This is a genomic window from Aliiroseovarius sp. B-4 (genome assembly GCF_056857795.1).
Map to the genome: position 1 here is coordinate 1 of NZ_JBSXNV010000014.1, position 21,865 is coordinate 21,865.

Annotated in this window: 18 protein-coding genes; 5 read left to right on the plus strand and 13 right to left on the minus strand. The window is 50.1% G+C overall.

What is annotated here, in order from left to right:
• Positions 1-311: 311 nt before the first annotated feature.
• The 8 genes from AC13C8_RS00425 to AC13C8_RS00460 form a co-directional block, all read right to left on the minus strand.
• Positions 312-1,397, minus strand: a complete 1,086-nt coding sequence (locus AC13C8_RS00425; protein ID WP_482846024.1) for an ABC transporter ATP-binding protein — start codon at positions 1,395-1,397, stop codon at positions 312-314.
• Complete coding sequence (locus AC13C8_RS00430) at positions 1,398-2,201, minus strand: ABC transporter permease (RefSeq protein ID WP_482846025.1); 804 nt, start codon at positions 2,199-2,201, stop codon at positions 1,398-1,400.
• 12 nt (positions 2,202-2,213) lie between these two features.
• Positions 2,214-3,107, minus strand: coding sequence for an ABC transporter permease (locus AC13C8_RS00435; RefSeq protein WP_482846026.1), 894 nt, complete (start codon positions 3,105-3,107; stop codon positions 2,214-2,216).
• Positions 3,108-3,133: 26 nt separating this feature from the next.
• Positions 3,134-4,174, minus strand: a complete 1,041-nt coding sequence (locus AC13C8_RS00440) for an ABC transporter substrate-binding protein (protein WP_482846027.1) — start codon at positions 4,172-4,174, stop codon at positions 3,134-3,136.
• Between the two features lie 98 nt (positions 4,175-4,272).
• A complete protein-coding gene (locus tag AC13C8_RS00445; RefSeq protein ID WP_482846028.1) occupies positions 4,273-5,316 on the minus strand; it encodes a LysR family transcriptional regulator in 1,044 nt (347 codons plus the stop codon).
• A 251-nt stretch (positions 5,317-5,567) separates the two neighbouring features.
• Entirely contained in the window at positions 5,568-7,544 is a 1,977-nt protein-coding gene (locus AC13C8_RS00450; RefSeq protein ID WP_482846029.1) for a hydantoinase B/oxoprolinase family protein, read from the minus strand.
• Between the two features lie 3 nt (positions 7,545-7,547).
• Positions 7,548-9,584: a hydantoinase/oxoprolinase family protein gene (locus AC13C8_RS00455; RefSeq protein ID WP_482846030.1), complete on the minus strand. Its 2,037-nt coding sequence runs from the start codon at positions 9,582-9,584 to the stop codon at positions 7,548-7,550.
• Between the two features lie 547 nt (positions 9,585-10,131).
• A complete protein-coding gene (locus tag AC13C8_RS00460) occupies positions 10,132-11,214 on the minus strand; it encodes an NAD(P)/FAD-dependent oxidoreductase (RefSeq protein ID WP_482846031.1) in 1,083 nt (360 codons plus the stop codon).
• Positions 11,215-11,288: 74 nt separating this feature from the next.
• Here AC13C8_RS00460 and AC13C8_RS00465 point away from each other — a divergent pair, with 74 nt between their 5' ends.
• A complete protein-coding gene (locus AC13C8_RS00465; protein WP_482846032.1) occupies positions 11,289-12,194 on the plus strand; it encodes a LysR family transcriptional regulator in 906 nt (301 codons plus the stop codon).
• 9 nt (positions 12,195-12,203) lie between these two features.
• Here the strand turns inward: AC13C8_RS00465 and AC13C8_RS00470 are convergent, their stop codons facing one another.
• From AC13C8_RS00470 to AC13C8_RS00490, 5 genes are read right to left on the minus strand one after another with little or no spacing between them, the layout of a single operon-like run.
• Positions 12,204-13,169 carry an ABC transporter ATP-binding protein gene (locus tag AC13C8_RS00470; protein WP_482846033.1) on the minus strand — a complete coding sequence of 322 codons (966 nt, stop codon included), beginning with the start codon at positions 13,167-13,169 and terminating at the stop codon, positions 12,204-12,206.
• Complete coding sequence (locus tag AC13C8_RS00475) at positions 13,166-14,119, minus strand: ABC transporter ATP-binding protein (RefSeq protein WP_482846034.1); 954 nt, start codon at positions 14,117-14,119, stop codon at positions 13,166-13,168. The genes AC13C8_RS00470 and AC13C8_RS00475 overlap by 4 nt, the downstream gene beginning before the upstream one ends.
• Entirely contained in the window at positions 14,119-14,973 is an 855-nt protein-coding gene (locus AC13C8_RS00480; RefSeq protein WP_482846035.1) for an ABC transporter permease, read from the minus strand. Before AC13C8_RS00480 ends, AC13C8_RS00475 begins: the two co-directional genes overlap by 1 nt.
• The gene (locus AC13C8_RS00485; protein ID WP_482846036.1) at positions 14,970-15,908 is read right to left on the minus strand and encodes an ABC transporter permease; all 939 of its coding nucleotides are present in this window, start codon (positions 15,906-15,908) and stop codon (positions 14,970-14,972) included. Before AC13C8_RS00485 ends, AC13C8_RS00480 begins: the two co-directional genes overlap by 4 nt.
• Before the next feature lie 59 nt (positions 15,909-15,967).
• Positions 15,968-17,503: an ABC transporter substrate-binding protein gene (locus AC13C8_RS00490; RefSeq protein WP_482846037.1), complete on the minus strand. Its 1,536-nt coding sequence runs from the start codon at positions 17,501-17,503 to the stop codon at positions 15,968-15,970.
• Between the two features lie 183 nt (positions 17,504-17,686).
• Between AC13C8_RS00490 and AC13C8_RS00495 the strand changes: the two genes are divergently transcribed.
• The 4 genes from AC13C8_RS00495 (at position 17,687) to AC13C8_RS00510 (ending at position 21,792) form a co-directional block, all read left to right on the plus strand.
• Entirely contained in the window at positions 17,687-17,941 is a 255-nt protein-coding gene (locus AC13C8_RS00495) for a (2Fe-2S)-binding protein (RefSeq protein ID WP_482846038.1), read from the plus strand.
• Positions 17,934-19,277, plus strand: a complete 1,344-nt coding sequence (locus AC13C8_RS00500) for an FAD-dependent oxidoreductase (protein ID WP_482846039.1) — start codon at positions 17,934-17,936, stop codon at positions 19,275-19,277. Before AC13C8_RS00495 ends, AC13C8_RS00500 begins: the two co-directional genes overlap by 8 nt.
• A 33-nt stretch (positions 19,278-19,310) precedes the next feature.
• The gene (locus tag AC13C8_RS00505; RefSeq protein WP_482846040.1) at positions 19,311-20,327 is read left to right on the plus strand and encodes an NAD/NADP octopine/nopaline dehydrogenase family protein; all 1,017 of its coding nucleotides are present in this window, start codon (positions 19,311-19,313) and stop codon (positions 20,325-20,327) included.
• Between the two features lie 113 nt (positions 20,328-20,440).
• A protein-coding gene (locus tag AC13C8_RS00510; RefSeq protein WP_482846041.1) for an IS3 family transposase occupies positions 20,441-21,792 on the plus strand; the annotation gives its coding sequence in 2 pieces (ribosomal slippage) (positions 20,441-20,777 and positions 20,777-21,792; 1,353 coding nt in all).
• Positions 21,793-21,865 lie beyond the last annotated feature (73 nt).

Consider the following 21,865-nt stretch of genomic DNA (forward strand, 5'->3'; position numbering starts at 1 on the left):
ACACCGCCGCTTGCAACATCAAAAACAAGCCGCATAATCAGTCACACAAACGAGCCAGAGCCTCCATTGCTCAAACCGCTCTGATGTCCCATTTTATATGACGACGGACACGATGGATCAGAGGCCGATCATGCACTAACAATCAAACTGGACCAGTCAGATGAGGCTGCTCAACCTGACCCAGCCCCCCCAGTTCAAAAGTCGCACTCTAGGCATCGCTAACATGTTATTAAAAGGAAGATCGCTGGATCTGCATTTTAGTACGCAGCCTCAGATTCAAGAATACCGCAAGCCAAAACCCGTGAAGACATTCACGTTTGCAAGGGCCAAACGGCATGATATCTAAATGTGATCTTCGCTGGCTGGTTCATTTTCAAGGCTTGCGCCAATGTTGTACGTAGTTGCACGGATAAAACCAATTCTGGTGCAATCTTGAACCAAACTTCACTGTGCCCGCCAAGGTTGACTCTTTTGCAAACCTCTCCAACCAAGACATTTCGATCACTGTCCAAGTGAACGCTTTCATCAAAAAGCAGAATCCGTTCAGGCCGAATGCAACAACTTACGACATTGCCAGATGCATCAGTTGTTGCATTGTTTGAAATAATTTTAAGATCTGTTCCTTGGACAGTTAAAGTCAATTCTTGCCCATTTTTTTCGGCCGAAGATACGGGAAGAATGTTTGACTTTCCTATGAAATCAGCAACAAAACTCGTTGAGGGAAATTGATATATATCATCAGGTTCACCCTGCTGGGCAACTTTGCCGTCAGACATAACAACGATATGGTCCGACATAGCCATAGCTTCTTCTTGATCATGTGTAACATAGACGAATGTCATACCAAGCTGTTGTTGGATCTCTTTCAGTTCGATGCGCATTTTTTCTCTCAGTTTGAGATCCAAATTTGAGAGCGGCTCATCCAGAAGTAGGACGGATGGCTGCGGGGCAATTGCTCGAGCCAATGCGACACGTTGCTGTTGACCACCTGACAATTCTTTTGGGTATCTATCGTCGAAGCCTTCCAGATGGACGCTTCTTAGCGCTCGTTGAGTCGCAGACGCAATTTCCTCCTGACTCTTGCGCATCATTTTCAGTCCAAATCCAACATTCTCGAAAACGGTCATATGAGGAAACAGAGCATAGTTTTGAAACACCAATCCGATATCGCGGTGTTCTGGAGGTACTCCAACTTGATTCACTCCACGAAACTCGATCCGACCAGCATTCGGTTCTTGAAATCCCGCAATCATGTTTAGCGTCGTAGACTTGCCACACCCTGAAGGCCCAAGGATGCTTACGAATTTTCCTTTAGGAACGGCAATCGACACATCCTTGACGACCGCTAAATCACCATAGTTTTTGTGTACACCGTGAAGCTCGATATCGTTAGACATTTATTTACTGCCCCCATGCAGTTGTGCTGAGAAACCTCCAAGCCTCTCAAAAGCGAGAATTACCACCAGTACGAAAACCAAAGACGCAACGTTCACAGCAGCCAGAACGGGATCGAGGCTGTACTCGAAGTAGTTGATTACGGAAATGGGTAGTGTGGTTTGCCCAGGACGAACCAGAAACAGTGAAATCGGTACATTGTTGAATGAAATGACGAAGGAAAACGTCATACCTGAGAATAGCCCGGTTTTTACCAATGGTAGCAGGACGTAGCGGACTCTTTGGAATTTGCCAGCTCCAAGTATCTGTGCCGCGCGATCAAGGTTCTTGTCGAAAGCAAACATTGCAGTGGCAATCATGCGAACAGCAAATGGAAGTGTGAGAACCACATGGGCGATGATCAATCCTGGAGTACCTAGAAACCGGTAGAACCCTGCAGATGAAATAAACAGAACGATGGCAACGCCTTTCACGATCTGTGGCACTGCGAGAGGCGACAAGAGAAATGACATAATCGCATTGTGGAAAGGTACTTTCTCAAATGCGACCGCATAAGCGCCGAGTGTTCCGAGGACACCACTAATGATGGATACGATTACTGCGATCTGCGTGCTCAGAATGAACGGATCCAACCAGCGACGATCCGCTAATTCAGCGTACCACCCAAGCGACCACTCAAGCGGGTTAAAGCTGATAGCAGCGGTGGGACTTATTGAAGCAACGACCACTACCAATAGCGGTAGGCTGATAAAAATCATGATCAGCACTAGTGATACACGAAAAGATATAGCGAGAACTGTATTCATGGTTTTGTCCCCTTATACGTTCAGTTTTCGGTGCATACGGGTTTCAAACTTGGAGCCCATAAAGGTCATCGCAAGCACGATGATCAGCAAGATGTTCGCCATTGTCGCTGCGTAAGGCCAATCTACAAAGAACAGAATCTGCTGATAGATCATTGTTGCCAGAACGCCGAACCTTTCACCCCCGAGGAGCGCTGGGGTCGCATAGGCGCTAGCTGCCAGAGTGAAGCCAATCAGAAGAGAACTGACAATCCCCGGAATGGACAAGGGTAACACAATATGACGAAGTACTTGGAGCCGCGAAGCACCGAGAATCTGAGCGGATTTCTCGAGGTTTGGGTCGATACTCTGAATACTGGTCAATAGTGAAAGTATCCCGAATGGCACCAAAACGTGGGTCAATCCGACGACAACACCGAACATGTTTTTCATTAGAGGTATTGGTTGTTCAATGATCCCTATCGCAATCAACAAACTGTTAATGAATCCGGAGTCTTCTAGAATGATCAGCCAACCGTAGGTTCGCAGAACGACGCCAGCCAATTCGGGAGCGATAGCAAGGGCAAAAACAAGTGTCCGCACCCAGCCAGAGGACCTCGCAAGAAAGTACGCCACCGGATAGGCCATGACAGTTACAAGGATAGCAACCGTGCCCGACATGATGATTGTTCGCCATATGCCCGCAAGCGCCAAATTATCGCCTAGAATTCTCTGATAGCTTGCAGTTGTGAACCCAGAAATTCCGGAATTCTGAAAGCTGACGCCTATCATCATGCCCATCGGCAACGCAAAAAATAGGAGAAGCACCGTGGCAGGACCAACTAGCGGGATGTAGGCATTCCGACGCTTGCGCCGGAATGCCAATTCACCACTTTTCAGACCTGTGTTTTGAATGATTTGGGACTGCAAAGCAGATGATCCTTTCTATCGTCAACTTAGTTGGATTGCGAAATGACTTCGCGTTGCCAGCGTTCTCCCCAATCGGAAAGATTGGATTGGATCATCTGAGGATCAGAAAGCAGCAGTGAATTGATATCTTCACGGGTAGTAATCTGCTTGCTTCGTACTTCGTCCGAAACTTCGATGTCGCTTCGGATACTGCCTACATTGTATCCCTCGACCCACGCTTCTTGGCTGCTCTTTTCGAGGAAGAAGTTCACAAACTTCAACGCGGAATCCATGTTGGGTGCGCCCTTAGGGACATTCAGTGTCGCTATAAGAGGAACTGTTCCTTCGCTTGGGATAGCATAGTCAACAGCCAATCCTTCATCTTTCAGAAGCTGCGCACGGCCACTCCAGAAGGGCGTCATGTAGACTTGATCTTCGCGCACATATTTGCCCATGATCGACGACGATGTTTCGAAGGCGAGTGCGCGCGGAGCAAGTTTGGCTAGCGCTTCAAATCCCGGATCAATCTCACTGAGAGACCCGCCATTCATGGTCGAGAATGCTTGCATCAAGTAGACAGACATGATGTTTGCAAACTTGGGAAGCAAGATCTTCTTGTCGAGACCATCTCCAAAAAGTGCATTCCAGCTTGTTGGCGTTTCAACCTTGTCTGTTCTCCATAGAAGAGCCATGTATTGAAGCTCGTGAACGGCTCCGCATGGACCAGCGATATTGCCGACGCCATCATCTAGATGAGCCAGGTTTGGAACGTTTTCTGGTGTCATTTTTACCAGAAGATCATCGCTGCACCCCTGCAAGGACTGCGATGCAGTCATAACGTTGACGTCCCACCCCGGATTTCCGTTGGTTGCTTTTATTCGCGCGTAGTCCTGTGAAGACGATCCGGTAGCATCGTACAGGACCCGGATGCCGGTTTCCTGCTCAAAGGGCTTAATGATCTTTTCTTCGATGATTTCCTGATAAGGACCGCCATAGCTGTTTAGGATAAGCTCTTGTGCAGTGCTGGCGGAAGCATGCAAACCAACGGACAGAGCCACAATCGGCAAAGCGTATGTAAAGTTCTTCATTTTTGGAACCCCCCTTTCAAAGGCTGTGTGAAACACGTTGCATCGTCCGCTTCGCATCTGTCCAATTTCGATGCGGGGTGATTGATAGCCAAATTGAATTAATAAGATGGCTGCTTCTGAGGCCTACCCGACAATTGGCTTCCGATTTCTTTTGTAGACTTTGCTGAAAGACCAAGTCTTGAAACCAAGAGTGCGCATTCTACGAAGGGAAATATCCCAGGCACTGGTGAGTCGCTGCGCCAACCAATGCCAATAGGGATTTCATGACTTAGGTCTTCCACGCTTTTTAGGACAACATTTTCATCCGCAATACTCTCTACCCATTCGGGCAAAAAAGTAGTTCCTACGCCAGCAGAGGCAGCGGCAAGCGCGGCGGCGGTATTGGAGACTTGTATTGTATCATCTATCGCTATTCCTGCCGCTGTAACTTCGTTGTAAACGGCTTCAAAACTTGAGAGCTCAAACCGATTGAGTGTAAATACTCGTTGGTTTTTGAAATGAGTTAACTGAAGTTTTGTCTGGGTACACAATTCACTTTTCGCTGGGATAACTGCCACAAAACGCTGTGAGGCCAACTGCCTGAAGCTCAACAGATTGGCGTTAATTGGAGGTCGCATAATTCCGACATGACACTCATCCTGCTCAAGAGCTCTAACAATCGCAAGCGAGTCGTAGATTTTCACATCCAATTGGGTTTCAGGGAAACGCGTTCGGAACCGCCTCAGTAGAGTCGGCAGCAGCTGATGTGCGGCTGGATCAATGGCCCCAATTTTGAGATGCTCGCCACCCGGTGACATTCCTCCCCCAGCTAGTTTTGATAGGATAGCTGCTTCTTCGACTTTGCTCAGGATATCCTTGGCCAAAGGAACTAAGACTTCTCCAGAAGCGGTCAACTCAACGTTTCGAGTAGATCTACTAAACAGCGAAACCCCAAAGCACTGCTCGAGTTTGCGAATTTTTTGACTGATGGTGGGTTGCGTTATGTTCAACTGAGTAGCGGCGCGACCAAAATGCAACTCCTCGGCAACAGCAAGAAAACACTGTAACCCGGAAAGCTCTGGAGTTCTGACCATATCCTGTCCTTTCACAGCCAAGGTGCTGCCGATTGATCCCGCCCAACAGCAGATCCAACTATAAGTCATCGCACATAGCTGACTTAGGACATGACCATAGTTGAGCAGGGCACATCCCGATCATAAAGTCAAAGTCAGATAATTATCGAAGGCATTCTAAAAGGTTATATATTGACCGGCATGCTCCAACAGCTCGGCACGTGGTAATATCGCCTGAACCAAGCATAGCCTCAAAACGATTTGCTAAGCCGAAGAATGTAGATTCTAGGCTCAGCATATTTGAGACAGGCGACGGGAATGCGACAGCCTGTATCGGTGTATCAGTTACTACCACCACGCAACGATATTTTCCGGTGTTCGTCCTCAAAGACGCGGCGCACCATTTGGAGACTTACTGACTTCCCTTCCTTTAGCATTCGATTGTGAACTCGTTGCACCATTTGGCTTCGCAAACGAGGCTCACATTTGAAGGCAAGTTCCGTCAATTTACGACGTACGACCGTGTCCCAGATACTGTCATGGAACTGGCGCGCCTCGCAAAACGTGAAGCCTCTTTTTCCTGGTTGATTTAGTTCTCGTCGTTTCGCATTCGTAGCTCCAACGTCGACTTGACCTGTTTTACCGAAAACAACTCCGTAGACATTGCTCGCCCGTTCAATAGACAGCATCCCTTCGTTGAGTTCGCGCTCTATCTCGTCAATTGATCTTTCAAGTGGATTGCCAAACCCACCACCGGCGGGGCTGGAAAGACGAACCACGTCGCCTCGCTCGAGAGGCAAGACTGAGATTTTCCCGATGGACTTTGCGTCTTCACGGCCGGGGTTAAGAGTAGTTTGACCTATCCGACCGTGCTCTCCTCCATCGACACCCCAAGGTGCAAACTCAAATCGGTTCATATTCCGCACCGTTACTATCGCTCGATTTCCGGTGTTTTCGAGTTCCATCTCTATAGCGGCGCCGCTGACGTATTTTCCGCCGCTGCGACTGTCCGGAACAATTCGAATGGAATTCATCACAATTACGGTTTCGATTTCTGTGACCTCTACCGGAACGCTCCGCTGAGAATACCTGACCTCTGTCCCATCGACACCATCAAATCCACGTCGACCTCCGCTGCCTCCTCCGATAGTATTGATAACACTCACACGATCGCGACCGCTACGAGGATCAGGCGCTGCAACAACGATCACGCCCATCATTCCCGCTCCAGCTGCGGCGAGACTGACAGGCAGGGCTTGGTTCAGACAGCCAAGAATGACGTCGTAGGCTCGGGTAGCAGAAGCAGCTCGAGACCCACCGGAGCATGGAAAGACTCCGTTCAAAACCGTTCCTCTTGGCGCATGACCCTGAATCGCTCGCAATATTCCTGCATTACGCGGTGTAAGCGGATCCATTGTTAAAATGTAAGCGATGAGGCACTGTATAAGATAAGGGTGGGTAGATGCCCCCGTCGTCAAATTGTAGGCTGCCGCGAGTTGCGGATCTGTGCCCGTAAAGTCTACAGCGATGTCGCTTCCGTTAACCGTGATAGACACCGAAAAGAAAGCGCGCTGCTCGTTATCGATTCCTTCCAAATAGTCAGAGAAATCATACTTTCCATCCGGAATGGCCTTTATTATCGCCCGCGACTTCACTTCAGCGTAGTCCAAAACGTCGTTCATGCCTTGTTCAACGGAATCTGTACCATACCTGTCGCAAAGTTCGTTAACCCTGCGATCCATGCTCTTCATTCCGGCGATCATTGCCTCGATGTCACCCCACAATTCAGCAGGAATGCGGCTGTTGTCCTGATAAATAGCCTTAATGTCTTCATTCAGTACACCTTGACTATAGAGCTTGACCGGGCGTACGCGAATACCCTCTTGGAAAACCTCGGAAAAAGCCGGAGAAATACTACCTGGCACGGCTCCACCGATGTCCGATGCATGAACAAAGGCCCAGCCTACGGCGACCAATTTTTGGTCCCGAAAGATTGGATAGAGAATCGTAACATCCATCAAATGGGTCACCAACCCGTCAGTTCCAAATGGATCATTAGTTATAATGACATCCCCAGGCTTCAAGTTATCACGTCCAATAGCATCAAGGGTGGGACGCAGTGGTGCGCCGATAAAAACGTTCACCCCTGACATCATCGGATAGGCAAACATATCCCCTTCAGGAGTGGCTAGTGCACACTGATAGTCCTGGACCAGCTTAACAAAAGTCGTGTGAGCCGTACGATAAACAGCCGCGGATGCTTCCTCTACAATTGCATTGAACCGATTATTCATAATTGCTGTGCGAACTGCGTCCATTGGTCAACTCCGAGTCATAAGAATTGTTCCGTGTGCGCTGACGCGCGCCACAAAATCGATTGGGACCACAATTGTGGCATCTGGTTGCTCAATAACTGCCGGCCCCACAACAGCTTGGCCTAGTTCGAGGCCATCTCTCTCATAGACAGGCGCGCCACTATAAACTTTGCCTTGAAAGTGCATTGTTCTTTTGCTCTTCAAAGCCTTCTGGGCGGGGTCCGCATCGCTTGACGCAGGTGATGGTTGCGTTGTAGTTCCTCTGACGCGCATTCGCAGATCCACAAATTCTACTTCGGAATCTCTGCTTGAGTGGCTGTAAATACGTTCATGCTCATCATGAAATGCGTTGAGCATGACCGACAGGTTTTGTTCCTTCACTGCCGATTCAGGCAGCCTCACATCAACTTGAAACGACTGACCCGCATACCGCATTTCTGCCCAGTATTCATACGTCGACCGAATGAGTTGTTCACCATTGATTTGACTAGATAACCAAGTTTCGGCTCGAACCCGAAGCCGCTCGAAGGTTTCGGTAACAAGGCCCGTATTAACCTCCAAACCGTGGACGCTTTCCGTTAAGTCATTTGTCAGATCTGACACCAACCCGCCTAAAGCACAAAACACAGAGGGTGTTGTTGGTACTAGAATACGTTCCACACCGATTTCTGCAGCTAAAAGTGGCCCGTGAATCGCACCAGCACCGCCGTACACGCAAAGGGTTAGGTCTTCGGGATCTAAACCATACTTGGCTAGGAAAGGCATAACTCCAGCAATCATGTTGGAACTTGCAACCGAAATACACATCTCGGCAGCATCCAAAGGGTCCATTTTCAGGGCGTCTGAAATCGGTCTAAATGCCTTAATCGAAGCATCTCTGTCGAGATCCATCCCTACTCCAGCTAATGTCGGAGGAAGATAGCCTGCGAGTAAAAATGCGTCAGTCAGGGTTGGCTTATCACCGCCTCGACCAAAGCAAGCAGGCCCCGGAAACGAGCCCGCGCTTTCTGGACCTACTCTAACAATGCCATTGTCCATATCGACAATCGAGCCACCGCCAGCACCTACCGCTTCAATACCCGTCACCGGCATCACTACTGGGAATTCCCCTACTTCTGCGCTTGAGGAGGTTAATGCCTCTCCCTCCCTGACAATTGAGATATCAGTACTCGTACCTCCCATATCGAGCGTTAAGATGTTACGCTCGCCAACGGTGTTTCCAAGGTATTGAACCGCCGAAACACCCGATGCAGGTCCGGATAGCAAAGTATGTACTGGGAAGCGACGAGCCTCCTTGGCAGACATCGCGCCTCCGTTTGATCGGGTAACAAACAGTTGGGAGCCCGGAAGCCGTTCGGACAGATAACTCTCTACGGCGCCGATATACTCGTCCATTCTTTTGCGCACGAAGGCATTTAGCACCGATACAATTGCGCGCTCATACTCACCAATTCGCGGCCAGATCTCGCTTGATAGACTAATCTCAACACTATCCCCTGCTACACTTTTGATCGCGTTTGCCACCTCACTTTCATGTTGAGGGTTCGCATAGCTGTGTAGTAAAGCCACCGCAAAACCTTCAGCCCCCGCATCCAGTGCTTCATTTACAATCGCCTCGACTTGGTTTCTGTCTAAATGCGTTCGAACTGTACCACCTCTCAGCAAGCGCTCATCAACTTCAAAGACCATGCTACGGTCGATGAGTGGCAATGGCCGGTTGTCAAAGACATTTAGGGGCTCTTTGACCCCCATGCGCTGCAATGCGAGCAGATCACGGTAACCCTTGGTGACCAAAAACGCGATCTTTGGGCCTTTCCGCTCAATCACGGCATTGGTACTGACAGTTGTTCCATGCATAACCAAAGCGTTTTCGTCCGGTTTTGCGTCCATGCGTTCGAGCAGTAGCTCGAACCCGTTTCGAAATCCTTCCTCGAAGGATGCAGGGGTTGAAGGAACCTTTAAACTGACTATGTCATGTGTACCTTCGCGCCAACCGCAAAAGTCGGTAAATGTTCCGCCAATATCGACACCAATTCTTAGCATAATTCGTCTATTCACCTTGATTTATGGTTCAAATGAACCTTGTCGGATTGACAGGGGTTGCTGGATCGTTACTCGTCAGGGAAAAGACGGTGCCAAATGACCTCTAGAGACCATCATACTTTGCGTCTCGGCATATCAAGTCTACTGAAGTTGAACGACATTGACATCTTCCGAGCCTACTAAGCGACCGTCGGGGTAGACAAGATTCCAATCACCCCTGCTTCGACACCTAAGTAGCACCCTGAACTCAGAGATATGAAAGTGCGATATTCCGAGATCTATTCAATTTGCAAATTAATCCAAAAGTAATTGTAGACATTTCAAATCAGCATATTTGAATATCTCGTACCCGCCAGGTTCTCGTAAATCGGAGAATAAAAAACAGCATTGTTAGAAATCACCAAAAAAAGAGACCGACAGATGCAAAGCATCTGCCGGTGAGTGTCCCGGTGCTTCCACTCAGGCTGCCGGGTCAGGGGAGGTTCCTACTATTTCAGTTCAATCCACGTGCTTCCATCATATGCCAAAGAAGTGTATAATTGCTTGATTAGGTTTCTAAAAATCGATCAACTGAGAATTGTTCAAACACTTTGCGATCCTCCATCCAATTAGAACTGTGAAAAGCCGCAAGTGTCACGCCTGAGTGGCAAACTGCAAATGTCAGACCGTCCTCCGGCCGCAGGTAGACCGGGTAAGTATCTGGAGTGACAATTCTATGCCCAGCCCACTGCCGCACTACCGGTACATGTTGCAGATCAGGCAAGATCCTAATCGCTCTTTGAGCTAGCTTTGCTCCCGAGCCAATTGTTGATCTTCGGTTTTGATCCCCTTCATGGGTCGCGCCAATCATGAACGAACCCAATTGGTTTTGCCGTAGGCCACTCGCGGGGAGCAACATTGCTTTTGGACGGCGCTCGGTGACTAAAATTTGCCCTTTGTCGGCCTCTATAGGCAGGTCAATGCCCATATCCGAGGCGATCTTCTTGGATCCGAGACCGGCTGCCACGACCACTTCTCCACATTCAACAGTTCTCTCGAGTGTAGCAACACTCCATCCACCCGTTTTCTTTTGAACTGAATGAACGGGTGTCTCGCGGACAATCCGCCCGCCGAGGCGCTCAATTGCTTTGGTCAGGGAACGAACCAGGTCAAGAGGATTTACCGCACCATCTCTATGGCAAAAGCTCGCCCCCACGACTTCCGATCCAAGCGCTATATCTCCGACACGGTGTTGCGTCTCATTGCGTCCGAGCATTTCCCAATCTGGATCGAAGGGCGAGGTTTTCTGTAAGTCCGAAAGATGCTTCTTCCGTGCAGCAAATTCATCGTCGCCCAGGCAAAAGACAAGACCACCTTTTTTTTCCAGTTGGAAACCGATGCCACTAACATCTTTTACTTGGGCCGCAAACTCGTTCCAAGCGTCGGCAGAGTTTTGAGTTAATGCCTGATACTGGGGCAGTCCTTTTCCTTTGCCCTGCACCCAAACCAATCCGAAATTTGCGTAAGACGCTTTCCGGTCAGAACGCTCGCCATCTACGACGATAACGCGTTTCCCCCGTCGCGCCTCTCCATAGGCAATAGAGATACCAACGATACCTCCGCCAACAACACATAGATCATAGTTCTTCATGGCCAAAAGTTACTCACCGAGCTATAGAAAGTAAAAGTAGTATTTTGCCCTCCGCTATACTGAAAGGTTATAACTTGCGCCAGCCATCCCTCCGACAAATTCAGGCGTTCAAAGCTTTTGTTGAAACCGGCACAGTTAGTAAGGCCGCAGACATCTTATTTATCAGTCAGCCCGCTGCATCAAAACTGCTCACACACCTTGAGGAAGATACCGGCCTGCGCCTCTTGGACAGAGGTCATGGCAAAATGAATGTCACAGAGCGCGGAATGCGCCTCTACGAAGAGATTGATCGCATATTCAGCGGTGTGGATCAGATCAGCCAGGCAATCGAAACAATCCGCCAAGAAGACCGTGGACATCTTACGATCGGCATGATGCCAGCGGTGCCAGGCAATCTTATTGCGCAAGCGACAGGCCAATTTGCGGAGAAATACCCGGATGTATACCTTTCGTTTCACATCCGAAGCTCTCAGTATATCGTTGATGGCATTCTTGGGCGGAAATTCGATTTTGGTATTGTGCTAAAACCGCTAGAACACGATCAGTTCAAAACGCGGATTCTGGATGACGATCCTCTCATGGCGGTCGTGCCAGACGGCCACCCATTAGCAGGAAAAAGATCCCTATCCATCAAGGATTTATGCTCCCATCCCTTTATTGGCTATTCAAAAGGGAGCGTATCTCGACATGCATTGGAGAAGCTCGCAGCATCCAAAAAGATGGCGCTCAATTTTGTTCTTGAAGCAACAACTGCGAACATGCTGGTTGAACTCGTCTCCCAGCAACTCGGAATCGCTGTGGTGCACCCAATTCAATGCACAAAGCACATCCCTGGGGTGAAATTCATTCCATTGAAAGATAACCTAACACTGCCGATTCACATCGTCCGCCCGGTCAGCGCCCGCCGGGATGCCACAATCGATGACTTCCTGATGATGTTCGAAAGGGCGCTGACGAAGCCGCGGAGTTATGCTAGATAACGGGAAACATTATTCATTCGGGTTATGGCAGGCATAGCTTCGATCTCCGCGCTCCACAGTCTTCGGAAATTCGATGGAACAAATGTCTGTCGCGCTCTTGCAGCGCGGGTGGAATGGACATCCTGAGGGTGGGTTTGCTGGTGAAGGGATTTCGCCTTCTAACATTTCAAGGCTTTGTCTCGCGCTAACGTCAGGTACCGGGGCTGCATCTCTTAAGCTTCGTGTATAAGGATGAAGGGGGTTGTCCAGCAATGCGTCCACTGGTCCTGCTTCAACGACACGACCCAAGTACATAACCAAAGTTCGGTCACAGAAGTTTCGGACGACCCCCAGATCGTGCGTAATGAACAGATAGCTTAGATGGTGTTCATCCTTCAGTTTGCCGAGCATTTCAAGAATTTGGGCCTGTACCGAAACGTCAAGCGCCGAGACTGATTCATCAGCGACAATAATTTCCGGTTCCAGAACTAGGGCACGCGCTATCGCGATGCGTTGCCGTTGCCCTCCTGAAAACTCATGAGGATATTTGTCCAGAGCTGATCTTGGTAGACCCACTTCTTGCATGAGCTTTTCAAGTGACGGACGCACCTCGTCGTATGACTTTCCCTCATGAACCTTGAGGGGTTCAGCTAGGGTTTGACCAATCTTGCGCTTTGGATTCAGCGACGAGAACGGGTCCTGGAAGATGACTTGCAGGCGTGTTCGTAGGTTACGCCATTCCTTCTTGTTTTGCTCGGCAAGCAGATTGCCATCCAATCGGATTTCACCCGATGTCGGCTCGACAAGATTAAGGACACATCTCGCAAGGGTAGACTTGCCGCAACCAGATTCTCCGACAACACCCAATGTCTCTCCCTTGAACAGCTCAAAAGACACCTCCTGAACTGCTTTGACTGAGTAGGAAGCCTTCAGAAATCCTCCACTTTCAAAGACTTTAGAAAGGCCTTTGACTTCTAAGACAGCTTCTTTTGTCATTTTTGTTCTCCCCGCATCCAGCATCGCGTCTGGTGCAAACCGCCTTCTATGGAAGGTTTGATTTTACATTGCTCGGTTGCCTCGTCGCAGCGCGGGCTAAAACGGCAACCTTCAGGCATTCGATAGATTGGAGGTACTTGCCCCCGAATAGGTTTCAATTGGTCGGCACGGTCCGCGCGCGGAATGCTGGCGAGCAAGGCCTGTGTATACGGATGCGTTGGGGTTTCAAAAAGGTCTTCAACAGTTGCAATCTCGACCAAATCCCCAGCATACATGACGGCAACCCGATCAGCGATATTGGCAACCACACCCAAATCATGGGTAATCATTATGATCGAAAGATCCTGTTCTTTTCGGATCTCGTCTAGGAGTGCAAGCACTTGGGCCTGGATCGTGACATCGAGCGCAGTTGTCGGCTCATCCGCAATCAAGATGTCTGGTTTGCAGGCTAATCCGATGGCAATCATGACGCGTTGACGCATACCTCCTGAAAGCTGGTGTGGGTATTGGTTCAAGCGGGCGCCAGCGTCTGGGATACGCACCAGTTCAAGAAGGTTTCTTGCCTCTTTCCAAGCATCCTTTTGCGACATCCCTTTGTGAAACACCAGAGGTTCAGAGATTTGTTGACCAATCTTCAGAACAGGATTGAGCGAAGTCATTGGCTCTTGGAAAATCATGGACAGCTTGTCGCCGCGCAGAGTCTCAAGATGCTCCTCTGACATATCCAACAGGTTTTGCCCATCATACTCAATCACCCCGCCTAGGTGTGCGGCAGGTGTAAGAAGCCCCATAATACTAAGGGCTGTAATACTCTTTCCACATCCCGATTCACCGACGATACACAAGGTTTCATTGCGTTCCACATCAAAACTCACGCCGTTAACCGCGGGGTGTAGTGAACCCATTAGATTGAATGAGATCGTTAGATCACGAACTGACAAAATACCCATCAGCGTCCTCCAGATTTAGGGTCAATGGCGTCACGAACGCCGTCGCCAATGAGATTGAGAGCAAGAACAATGAGCATCACTGCAAGACCGGGATAGATTGTCACCCAGGGTGTTTCCAAGATGCTTTCCAAGCCTTGACGGATCATGCCACCAAGCGTTGGGGTGGGCGGAGCGACCCCGAGGCCAATAAAACTTAGATAGGCTTCGATCATGATGGCTGAGGCCGTCCATAGAGACGCAAGCACGACAACCTCGCCGATGACATTCGGCAGAATGTGAACTCCCATTATCCGAATGTCAGAATACCCCAAAGCGCGGCAAGATTCGATGAACTCTCGCTCCTTCAAAGTGATGGTTGGGGCTCTCGCGACACGGGCGAAATTGGGCAGCAACGTGACAGCGATCGCAACCACAATGTTGATTGGGTTCGTGCCAAGCACTGCCACGATCAACAAGCCCGTGATCAATGTTGGAAATGCCAGCAAAATATCCATAAAACGCATCAACGCGATATCGGTCCATCCGCCATAATAGCCGGCTATGATCCCTAGCGTTGTACCCGCCACCAGAGCGATCCCTGTCGACGTCAAACCAATGATCAAACTGATTTGCGCACCATGTAGAATTCTGGAGAGTGTGTCCCGCCCGAACACATCCGTTCCCAACCAGTGTTCAGAACTTGCACCTTGCAGACGGTTGATGATGTCTTGTTCCAGAGGATCATAGGGAGCGACCACAGCCGCAGCGAACGAAACAATAAGGATCACGCCAAAAAGGGCGAGGCCCACAGCGGTCAGCGGATTGAGGTTCTTCGCGCGAGAGGCGATGCTTCTTTTTGCAGTTGTCGTGGTCATGAGTAGGTCACCCGCGGATCAAAGAGGCCATATGTGAGGTCGGTGAGCAAATTCACTAGGACGACCATAAAGGCATAAACAATCATCAAACCCTGAAGTGTCGCGTAGTCTCGCAAGTTCAGCGAAAGTACGATGAGCTTACCTAGGCCAGGGCGGTTGAAGACGATCTCCGTCAAAACAGAGTTGCCGATGAGAAGGCCCATGTAGAGACCTACAACGGTCACAATCGGGATAAGCGCGTTTCTCAAAGCATGTCTAAGGATAATAATCCGCCGAGGCGTCCCTTTGGATTTTGCCGTTCTGATGTAGTCTTCCGAGGATACGTTGAGATAGGATGAGCGTGCTGTCCGCATAACAAACGCGGTCATGATGAGGCCCAAACTCATTCCCGGAAGGACAAGGTTGTAGATGTTTGACCCAAACGTTCCACCTGGATTTGAAATCACAGGAAAGAGAGGGATTTCTATTGCGAATAGTAGAATAAGCACGATCGCGATCAGAAAGGATGGGAAACTGATGCCGACGAGCGAAACGACGCGGCATGTATAGTCAACCCAAGAGTCGCGCCGGATGGCGGACCAAATCCCCAGAGGAACACCAAAAATAACACCAATGAAGAGTGCAAAAATAGTCAGTTGAAGCGTGTGTGGAAGCACTTTCAACACGGTTCCGAAGACGGGATCACCTGTGACCATCGAGTTGCCAAGACTGCCCTTAGCTAGCTCACCAAGAAAAGATAGGTACTGCGTCCAGATTGGTTCGTTCAGTCCCATTTGTTCACGGAAAGACTGCAGTGCCTGCTCAGAAGCGTTGTCACCAAGGATTGCCAATGCGGGATCACCGGGTACGACGCGAATAAGGAGAAAAACCAACGTCAGGACACCGAACAGCGTCGGAACTGATGAAAGAACTCGTTTTAAGATGAAGCCAGCCATAGATACCCCTGCTGCTAAAATTGGAAGGCCCTGATTTAACAGGGCCTTCTATTTTTTGATTATTCAGACTTTGTCGTTGTCTCGTTGATGACAGGCCCGAGAGAGAGGGCACCTTTCAGGTCATAGCCGTAATCCAGGTCCGGCGAGCGACCCCAAACCTGCAACAACTCGAACAGTGGTACAGAGCACACTTCTTCGACGATTGCGGTCTGTGCCTCTGCCCACAGAGCGATTTGCTTGGCAGGGTCGGCTTCAGAGCGTGCCGCTGTGATTTGGTCGTCCGCCACATCGCAATGGGAGAAGTTCGTCACAGCTGTCGGGGTCTTCACTGTACTATCTGAGTGATAGAACTGTGTAAGATAGGTGTCCGCCACAGGGAAACGGGCGGCACCATAGAGCACCATGGCACTCACATTGTCCCGGATCGCTTTGTGCCATGCCGAGTGCTCGGTGACCTCCAGCTTGACTTCAACACCAATTTTTTTCAGCTGAGCCTGAATGATCTGCATGGGCGTGAGCAGAGCCGGGCGCTCAGTTATATAAACGGTCGCTTCGAACCCATCTGGATATCCAGCCTCTGCCAGTAGCGCCTTGGCTTTCTCCAAATCATGTGGAAGACCTTCCAGCGTCGCGTCATGCCCCAAATAACCGCCTGGAACTGGCGAAGGGTTAGATTTTGCAACGGTCTCACCCATAAACGCAATCAACTCATCACGGTTGAGCGCATGTGCGATGGCCTGACGGACACGAATGTCGCCGAAGGGCTCGATCGACTGGTTGAAGTGTAAAGTCCGAAGCTCACCAGGTTGGAAAACGTCAACTTCTGCGTTGTCTGCGGCTTTGAACCTGTTGATCCAACGGTCTTCACGCGTGCCATAAAATGCGTCGATTTCTCCATTACGGAATGCAAGTTCACGCGCTGAAGACTGCGGAATAAAACGGATAATCACGCCTTCGACGCTTGGAGCGCCTCTGAAGAATCCCTCGTGAGCTGTAAGCCTCAGAAACTGGCCGTCAGCCAGTTCGTCATATGCAAATGGGCCAGTCCCAATCGGGTTTCCTTTGAAGTTCTCTCCCAGCTCCTCAGCCGCTGCTTTGGATACAATATTGCCACCGTGGTAGTTTGCGACGATACCCAACAGAGAAGGGATAGGTTGCTTGAGCTTGATTGCCACGGTGTAGTCGTCCAGAGCAGTCACGGACTCTAATTGGGCGTAGTCGGATGCCACGCCCGAACGGTCTGGGTCGGCAGCTCGCTCAATCGAATAAACGACGTCTTCCGCAGTCAGTTCTCCATAACCGCCGTGAAATTGTACGCCTTGCTTGAGTTTGAATGTCCAAGTTAGCCCGTCGTCTGAACGGGTCCAGCTCTCAGCAAGATCAGGCTCAATTTCATCGGCCGACATCGAACCCGGAGCAAAACGCACCAGACCGTTGAAAATCATTCCAAAGACAATTTTGTCTCCCAGTTTTGTGGATACGTGAGGATCAAGCTGGGTAACGCTTGCTGCGTTGATACCCAAAGTGACCTCTTCCGAAACCGCTCCTGTAGCCGTAAAGGCCATGAGAGCGGCAGATAGCAAAAGTTTTTTCATTTGTGCCTCCATGTTGCGCGTATCACATGACTGTCATTTTACTATAACGTCAAATCGCATTTCTTTAGCAAGGGTTTCTGTAAGGTTATATCACAAGTTATAACCTAAGGGAATATCGGTCGCTATTGAAGGTATTTGCGTATTATATCTTGTGCTTCTAACTTTGCTCCAAACGGAGTAATCATGACTATTAATCTAACCATCGACGGCAAATCTTATCCCGCTGAAACCGGCGAGAACCTCGCTGCCTTGATGCTACGGCACGGCTTGGTTCCATTTCGGCGACATCCGGTTGATCAAACTGAACGCGCCCCACATTGCATGATGGGCATTTGCTTTGAGTGCCTTGTGGAAGTTGATGGCACCCCTTCAATCCAAGCATGTTTAACTTCTGCAAGGGAGGGCATGTCAGTCAAAAGGAACCTGTCAAATGACTGACATTCTGGTGGTCGGTGCTGGACCGGCCGGTATGTCCGCAGCCTTGACTGCGGCGAAAAAAGGTGCCCATGTCACCCTCATCGACAATCGACCTGAACCAGGCGGAAACATCTATGCCTGCCTGAATTCCACCCGAAATCATCGACCAGAAATCTGGAAGGCCTTAGGCTCTAGCTACCGCGAAGGTCAGGAGTTGATCGACGGCCTATTGTCATCTTCGGTAAATTATCTTCCGGAACATGCGCTGTGGCACCTGGACCCGGATGGATCGGCGAGTGCGCGCGGCTGCGGTGGAACCTTAACGTTCGAACCAGGCAAGGTCGTTCTGGCGACGGGTGCACAGGAGCGACCTATGCCAATGCCGGGTTGGACGTTGCCAGGCGTCATAGGAGTGGGTGCCGCACAAATCCTGCTCAAGGCAGGAGGTGGGTTGCCCGACGGGCCAATAATCATTGTCGGAACCGGCCCTTTGCCGCTTCTCTACGCTGCCCAGGTGCTTGCAGTTGGCGGGAAGATCGCAGCTTTCGTTGAACCAAAATCAAGAAAAAACCTGGGATTGGCTTCTCGCCACATAGTTGGCGCCTGGCATGGTAAATCTTACCTGACAAAGGGACTGGGATATCTCATCAAGCGGGTGCTATCTCGCATACCAGTCTATCGCAATGCTACTTCGATTGAACTTGTCGGGGATACCCGCGTCGCGGGAGTGCGATTTAAGTGTCGTAGAGATATTTTGTTGGATGCCAAATCCGTACTGTTACACGATGGTGTCGTGCCAAACCTAAATCCAGGTGCGGCTGCAGGGCTGACGCTGAAACGATCTAGCACGCAGAAATGCTGGGCACCGTCTTCCAATGATAGTATTATCGTCGCCGGCGATGCAGGTGGAGTCCTCGGAGCTAAATCAGCCGTCTTGAGCGGGATTGCAGCCGCACATAATCTATTGGATGGCAGAGTTCCTGATTGGGTAGAGAGCTCGATTGAGCGAGAAAAGAGGTTCCGGTCCTTTATCGACGCTATATATCCACCAGTTGGCAGCGCAAATTTGGCGACCGACGACACGACAATCTGTCGTTGCGAGGCTGTAACAAGGGGACAGATTTTCAATAGCGCTAAAGAATTCGGGGCGGACCCAAATCGCCTCAAGACAAACTTGAGATGCGGTATGGGACCCTGCCAGGGTCGCATGTGTGCACTTTCTATCGAAAACATACTCGGCGAAGCGACTGGAGATGCAAGTCAGTCTATCGGCTCACACCGACTAAGGAACCCCATTGTACCAATCACGATGGGCGATCTTGCGAGATCAAAGCCTTCAAAAAATGTGCCTGGCTGAAAAAACTGCGGCGATCTACTTGAAAGGATCTCTATGCGAATTGCGATTTTAGGAACGGGAGGCATTGCACTCGGCTACGCCGCTCTGCTCAGCGAGACAGGTCATGAGCCGGTACTTTTTTCTCTGTCAGGGAAAGGTGACAAGGATCTAAAAGGTCGAACAATACGCGCCACAGGCGCACTTGAGTACTCATTCACCTGCGAAACTACACATGATCTACAACAGGCTTTGGCCGGAGCGGAGGCATGTATCATCGCCACGACCGCAAACTTTCATCGCTCGGCCATGGATCAATTGGCTGTACATCTTAGCGTAGGCAAACGAGTCCTCGTCAGTGCGGAATTATCACTTAGCGGTGACTACTTAGTCTCCAAATTGGATGAGGTTGGGAAAACCAATCCCGTCACAGTTTTGGGCACAACCGTCTTAACTGGCCGGCGGAAAGTGGATGCCGAAGTCGTCGTTGGCATTGTCAGAAAGAGCTGCAAAGCTGCTGTTGCGTCCAACTGTGACACAGCTGACGAAATCTTTTTTTGGCAGAGTATTTTTGGTGATACCTTCCAAGCGGCCCCGTCTCGGATGTGGGTGTTGTTTTCTAATCTCAACCCGACGGTTCACGCTGGCAACGCATTGTGCAATTTCACCCGCATTGAAAACGGCGAAGACTGGAGCAACTTCGCGGGAATTACACCAGGGGTCGCCCGCCTCTCCGAAGCCTTAGACGCCGAGCGCGTTGGAGTGGCAGCATCGTACGATACTTCAGTGCCTTCTCTCTTAGGTCACTACCGAACCGCATTCGGCTTCGATGACGCCTCCTCTCTTTCGGAAATAACAGCTGAACTGAACAAACGACGCAAAGGGCTTCCAAAGGGCCCAAAGAGTATCGCCACTCGATATGTCACCGAAGACATTCCGTTTGGTTTGGCTTTTGTTGAATACCTTGCGCAGAAGAAGGGTATCCAGACCCCGACACACTCGGCGATCATAAATACATTTGATTCATTGTACGGGCGGAGCTTTCGTCGCGAAAACCCCTTTGTTGGCTATTGAAATAACCACACAGTCTACTAAGCGCTTGTGTCTGACGTCAGCGCTTTTGGGACAGATTTGAGGAGTTGAACAACGGAGGATTTCTGGTTCATCGTAACCTTCATGGAGTGAAGATGAACAAGAAATCCGGAAGCAGCAAAGCGTCTGCAGATAAATTGGTAAAGAACATCCGCCGCAAGACCCGCCAAACCTACTCGGCGGAAGAGAAGATCCGCATTGTATTGGCAGGGATGCGCGGTGAAGAAAGCATCTCGGCTCTTTGCCGTCGGGAAGGCATCGCGGAGAGCCTGTATTACAGTTGGTCGAAAGAGTTCCTTGAAGCAGGCAAACGTCGCTTGTCTGGCGACACAGCCCGTCAGGCCACATCCCCAGAGGTGAAAGAACTGCGCTCAGAAGCTATGGCTTTGAAGGAATGCGTGGCGGACCTGACGCTTGAGAACCGCCTGCTCAAAAAAAGCATGACAGGGGTTGGGGAGGATCTGGAATGAGGTATCCCGCATCAGAGAAGCTTGAAATCATCCGCACGGTCGAGGGATCACATCTGCCAACCAAGCAGACCCTCGACATGCTGGGCATTCCACGCACCACATTCTACCGCTGGTATGATTTATATCTCGAAGGCGGGTTTGACGGTCTGGCAGACAAGTCTCCATGCCCCAAATCCGTCTGGAACCGCATCCCTGACGATCGTCGTGACGATCTGATCGCGTTTGCGCTGGAACACGAAGTACTGAGCACGCGCGAGCTGGCTGTCAAATACACCGATGAGAAACGGTATTTTGTGTCTGAATCATCAGCTTATCGCATTTTGAAGGAAGCTGATCTCATCACTGCACCAGATTACGTGGTGATCAAAGCAGCCAACGAGTTCACGGACAAAACCACCGCCATCAACCAGATGTGGCAGACAGACTTCACCTACTTCAAGATCATCGGCTGGGGTTGGTATTACCTGTCCACGATCCTGGATGATTACAGCCGCTATATCATTGCATGGAAGCTCTGCACGACCATGCGGGCCGGTGATGTGACCGACACGATCGAACTGGCGCTGGCCGCTTCAGGCTGTGATCAGGCGGTTGTTCGGCACAAGCCCCGACTGCTCAGCGACAACGGATCATGCTACATATCTGGCGACCTGGCCGAATGGCTGGAAGGGCAAAATATGGATCATGTTCGTGGTGCTCCGTTCCATCCACAGACCCAAGGCAAAATCGAACGCTGGCATCAAACGATGAAGAACCGTGTGCTGCTAGAAAACTACTACCTTCCCGGCGATCTTGAACGCCAGATCGGGGCATTCGTCGATTACTACAACAACCAGCGTTACCACGAGAGCCTGAACAACGTCACACCAGCTGACGTCTACTTCGGGCGCGACAAAGCCATTCTCAGACAAAGGAAAAGGGTCAAGAAACAGACAATCCTACACCGCCGCTTGCAACATCAAAAACAAGCCGCATAATCAGTCACACAAACGAGCCAGAGCCTCCATTGCTCAAACCGCTCTGATGTCCCATTTTATATGACGACGGACA

What these genes read in the sequence shown, in the direction of transcription:
- AC13C8_RS00425 (WP_482846024.1), bottom strand. Translation starts at nt 1,397, where the DNA reads ATGTCTAACGATATCGAGCTTCACGGTGTACACAAAAACTATGGTGAT.
- AC13C8_RS00430 (WP_482846025.1), bottom strand. Translation starts at nt 2,201, where the DNA reads ATGAATACAGTTCTCGCTATATCTTTTCGTGTATCACTAGTGCTGATC.
- AC13C8_RS00440 (WP_482846027.1), bottom strand. Translation starts at nt 4,174, where the DNA reads ATGAAGAACTTTACATACGCTTTGCCGATTGTGGCTCTGTCCGTTGGT.
- AC13C8_RS00445 (WP_482846028.1), bottom strand. Translation starts at nt 5,316, where the DNA reads ATGACTTATAGTTGGATCTGCTGTTGGGCGGGATCAATCGGCAGCACC.
- AC13C8_RS00450 (WP_482846029.1), bottom strand. Translation starts at nt 7,544, where the DNA reads ATGGACGCAGTTCGCACAGCAATTATGAATAATCGGTTCAATGCAATT.
- AC13C8_RS00455 (WP_482846030.1), bottom strand. Translation starts at nt 9,584, where the DNA reads ATGCTAAGAATTGGTGTCGATATTGGCGGAACATTTACCGACTTTTGC.
- AC13C8_RS00460 (WP_482846031.1), bottom strand. Translation starts at nt 11,214, where the DNA reads ATGAAGAACTATGATCTATGTGTTGTTGGCGGAGGTATCGTTGGTATC.
- AC13C8_RS00470 (WP_482846033.1), bottom strand. Translation starts at nt 13,169, where the DNA reads ATGACAAAAGAAGCTGTCTTAGAAGTCAAAGGCCTTTCTAAAGTCTTT.
- AC13C8_RS00475 (WP_482846034.1), bottom strand. Translation starts at nt 14,119, where the DNA reads ATGGGTATTTTGTCAGTTCGTGATCTAACGATCTCATTCAATCTAATG.
- AC13C8_RS00480 (WP_482846035.1), bottom strand. Translation starts at nt 14,973, where the DNA reads ATGACCACGACAACTGCAAAAAGAAGCATCGCCTCTCGCGCGAAGAAC.
- AC13C8_RS00485 (WP_482846036.1), bottom strand. Translation starts at nt 15,908, where the DNA reads ATGGCTGGCTTCATCTTAAAACGAGTTCTTTCATCAGTTCCGACGCTG.
- AC13C8_RS00490 (WP_482846037.1), bottom strand. Translation starts at nt 17,503, where the DNA reads ATGAAAAAACTTTTGCTATCTGCCGCTCTCATGGCCTTTACGGCTACA.
- AC13C8_RS00495 (WP_482846038.1), top strand. Translation starts at nt 17,687, where the DNA reads ATGACTATTAATCTAACCATCGACGGCAAATCTTATCCCGCTGAAACC.
- AC13C8_RS00500 (WP_482846039.1), top strand. Translation starts at nt 17,934, where the DNA reads ATGACTGACATTCTGGTGGTCGGTGCTGGACCGGCCGGTATGTCCGCA.
- AC13C8_RS00505 (WP_482846040.1), top strand. Translation starts at nt 19,311, where the DNA reads ATGCGAATTGCGATTTTAGGAACGGGAGGCATTGCACTCGGCTACGCC.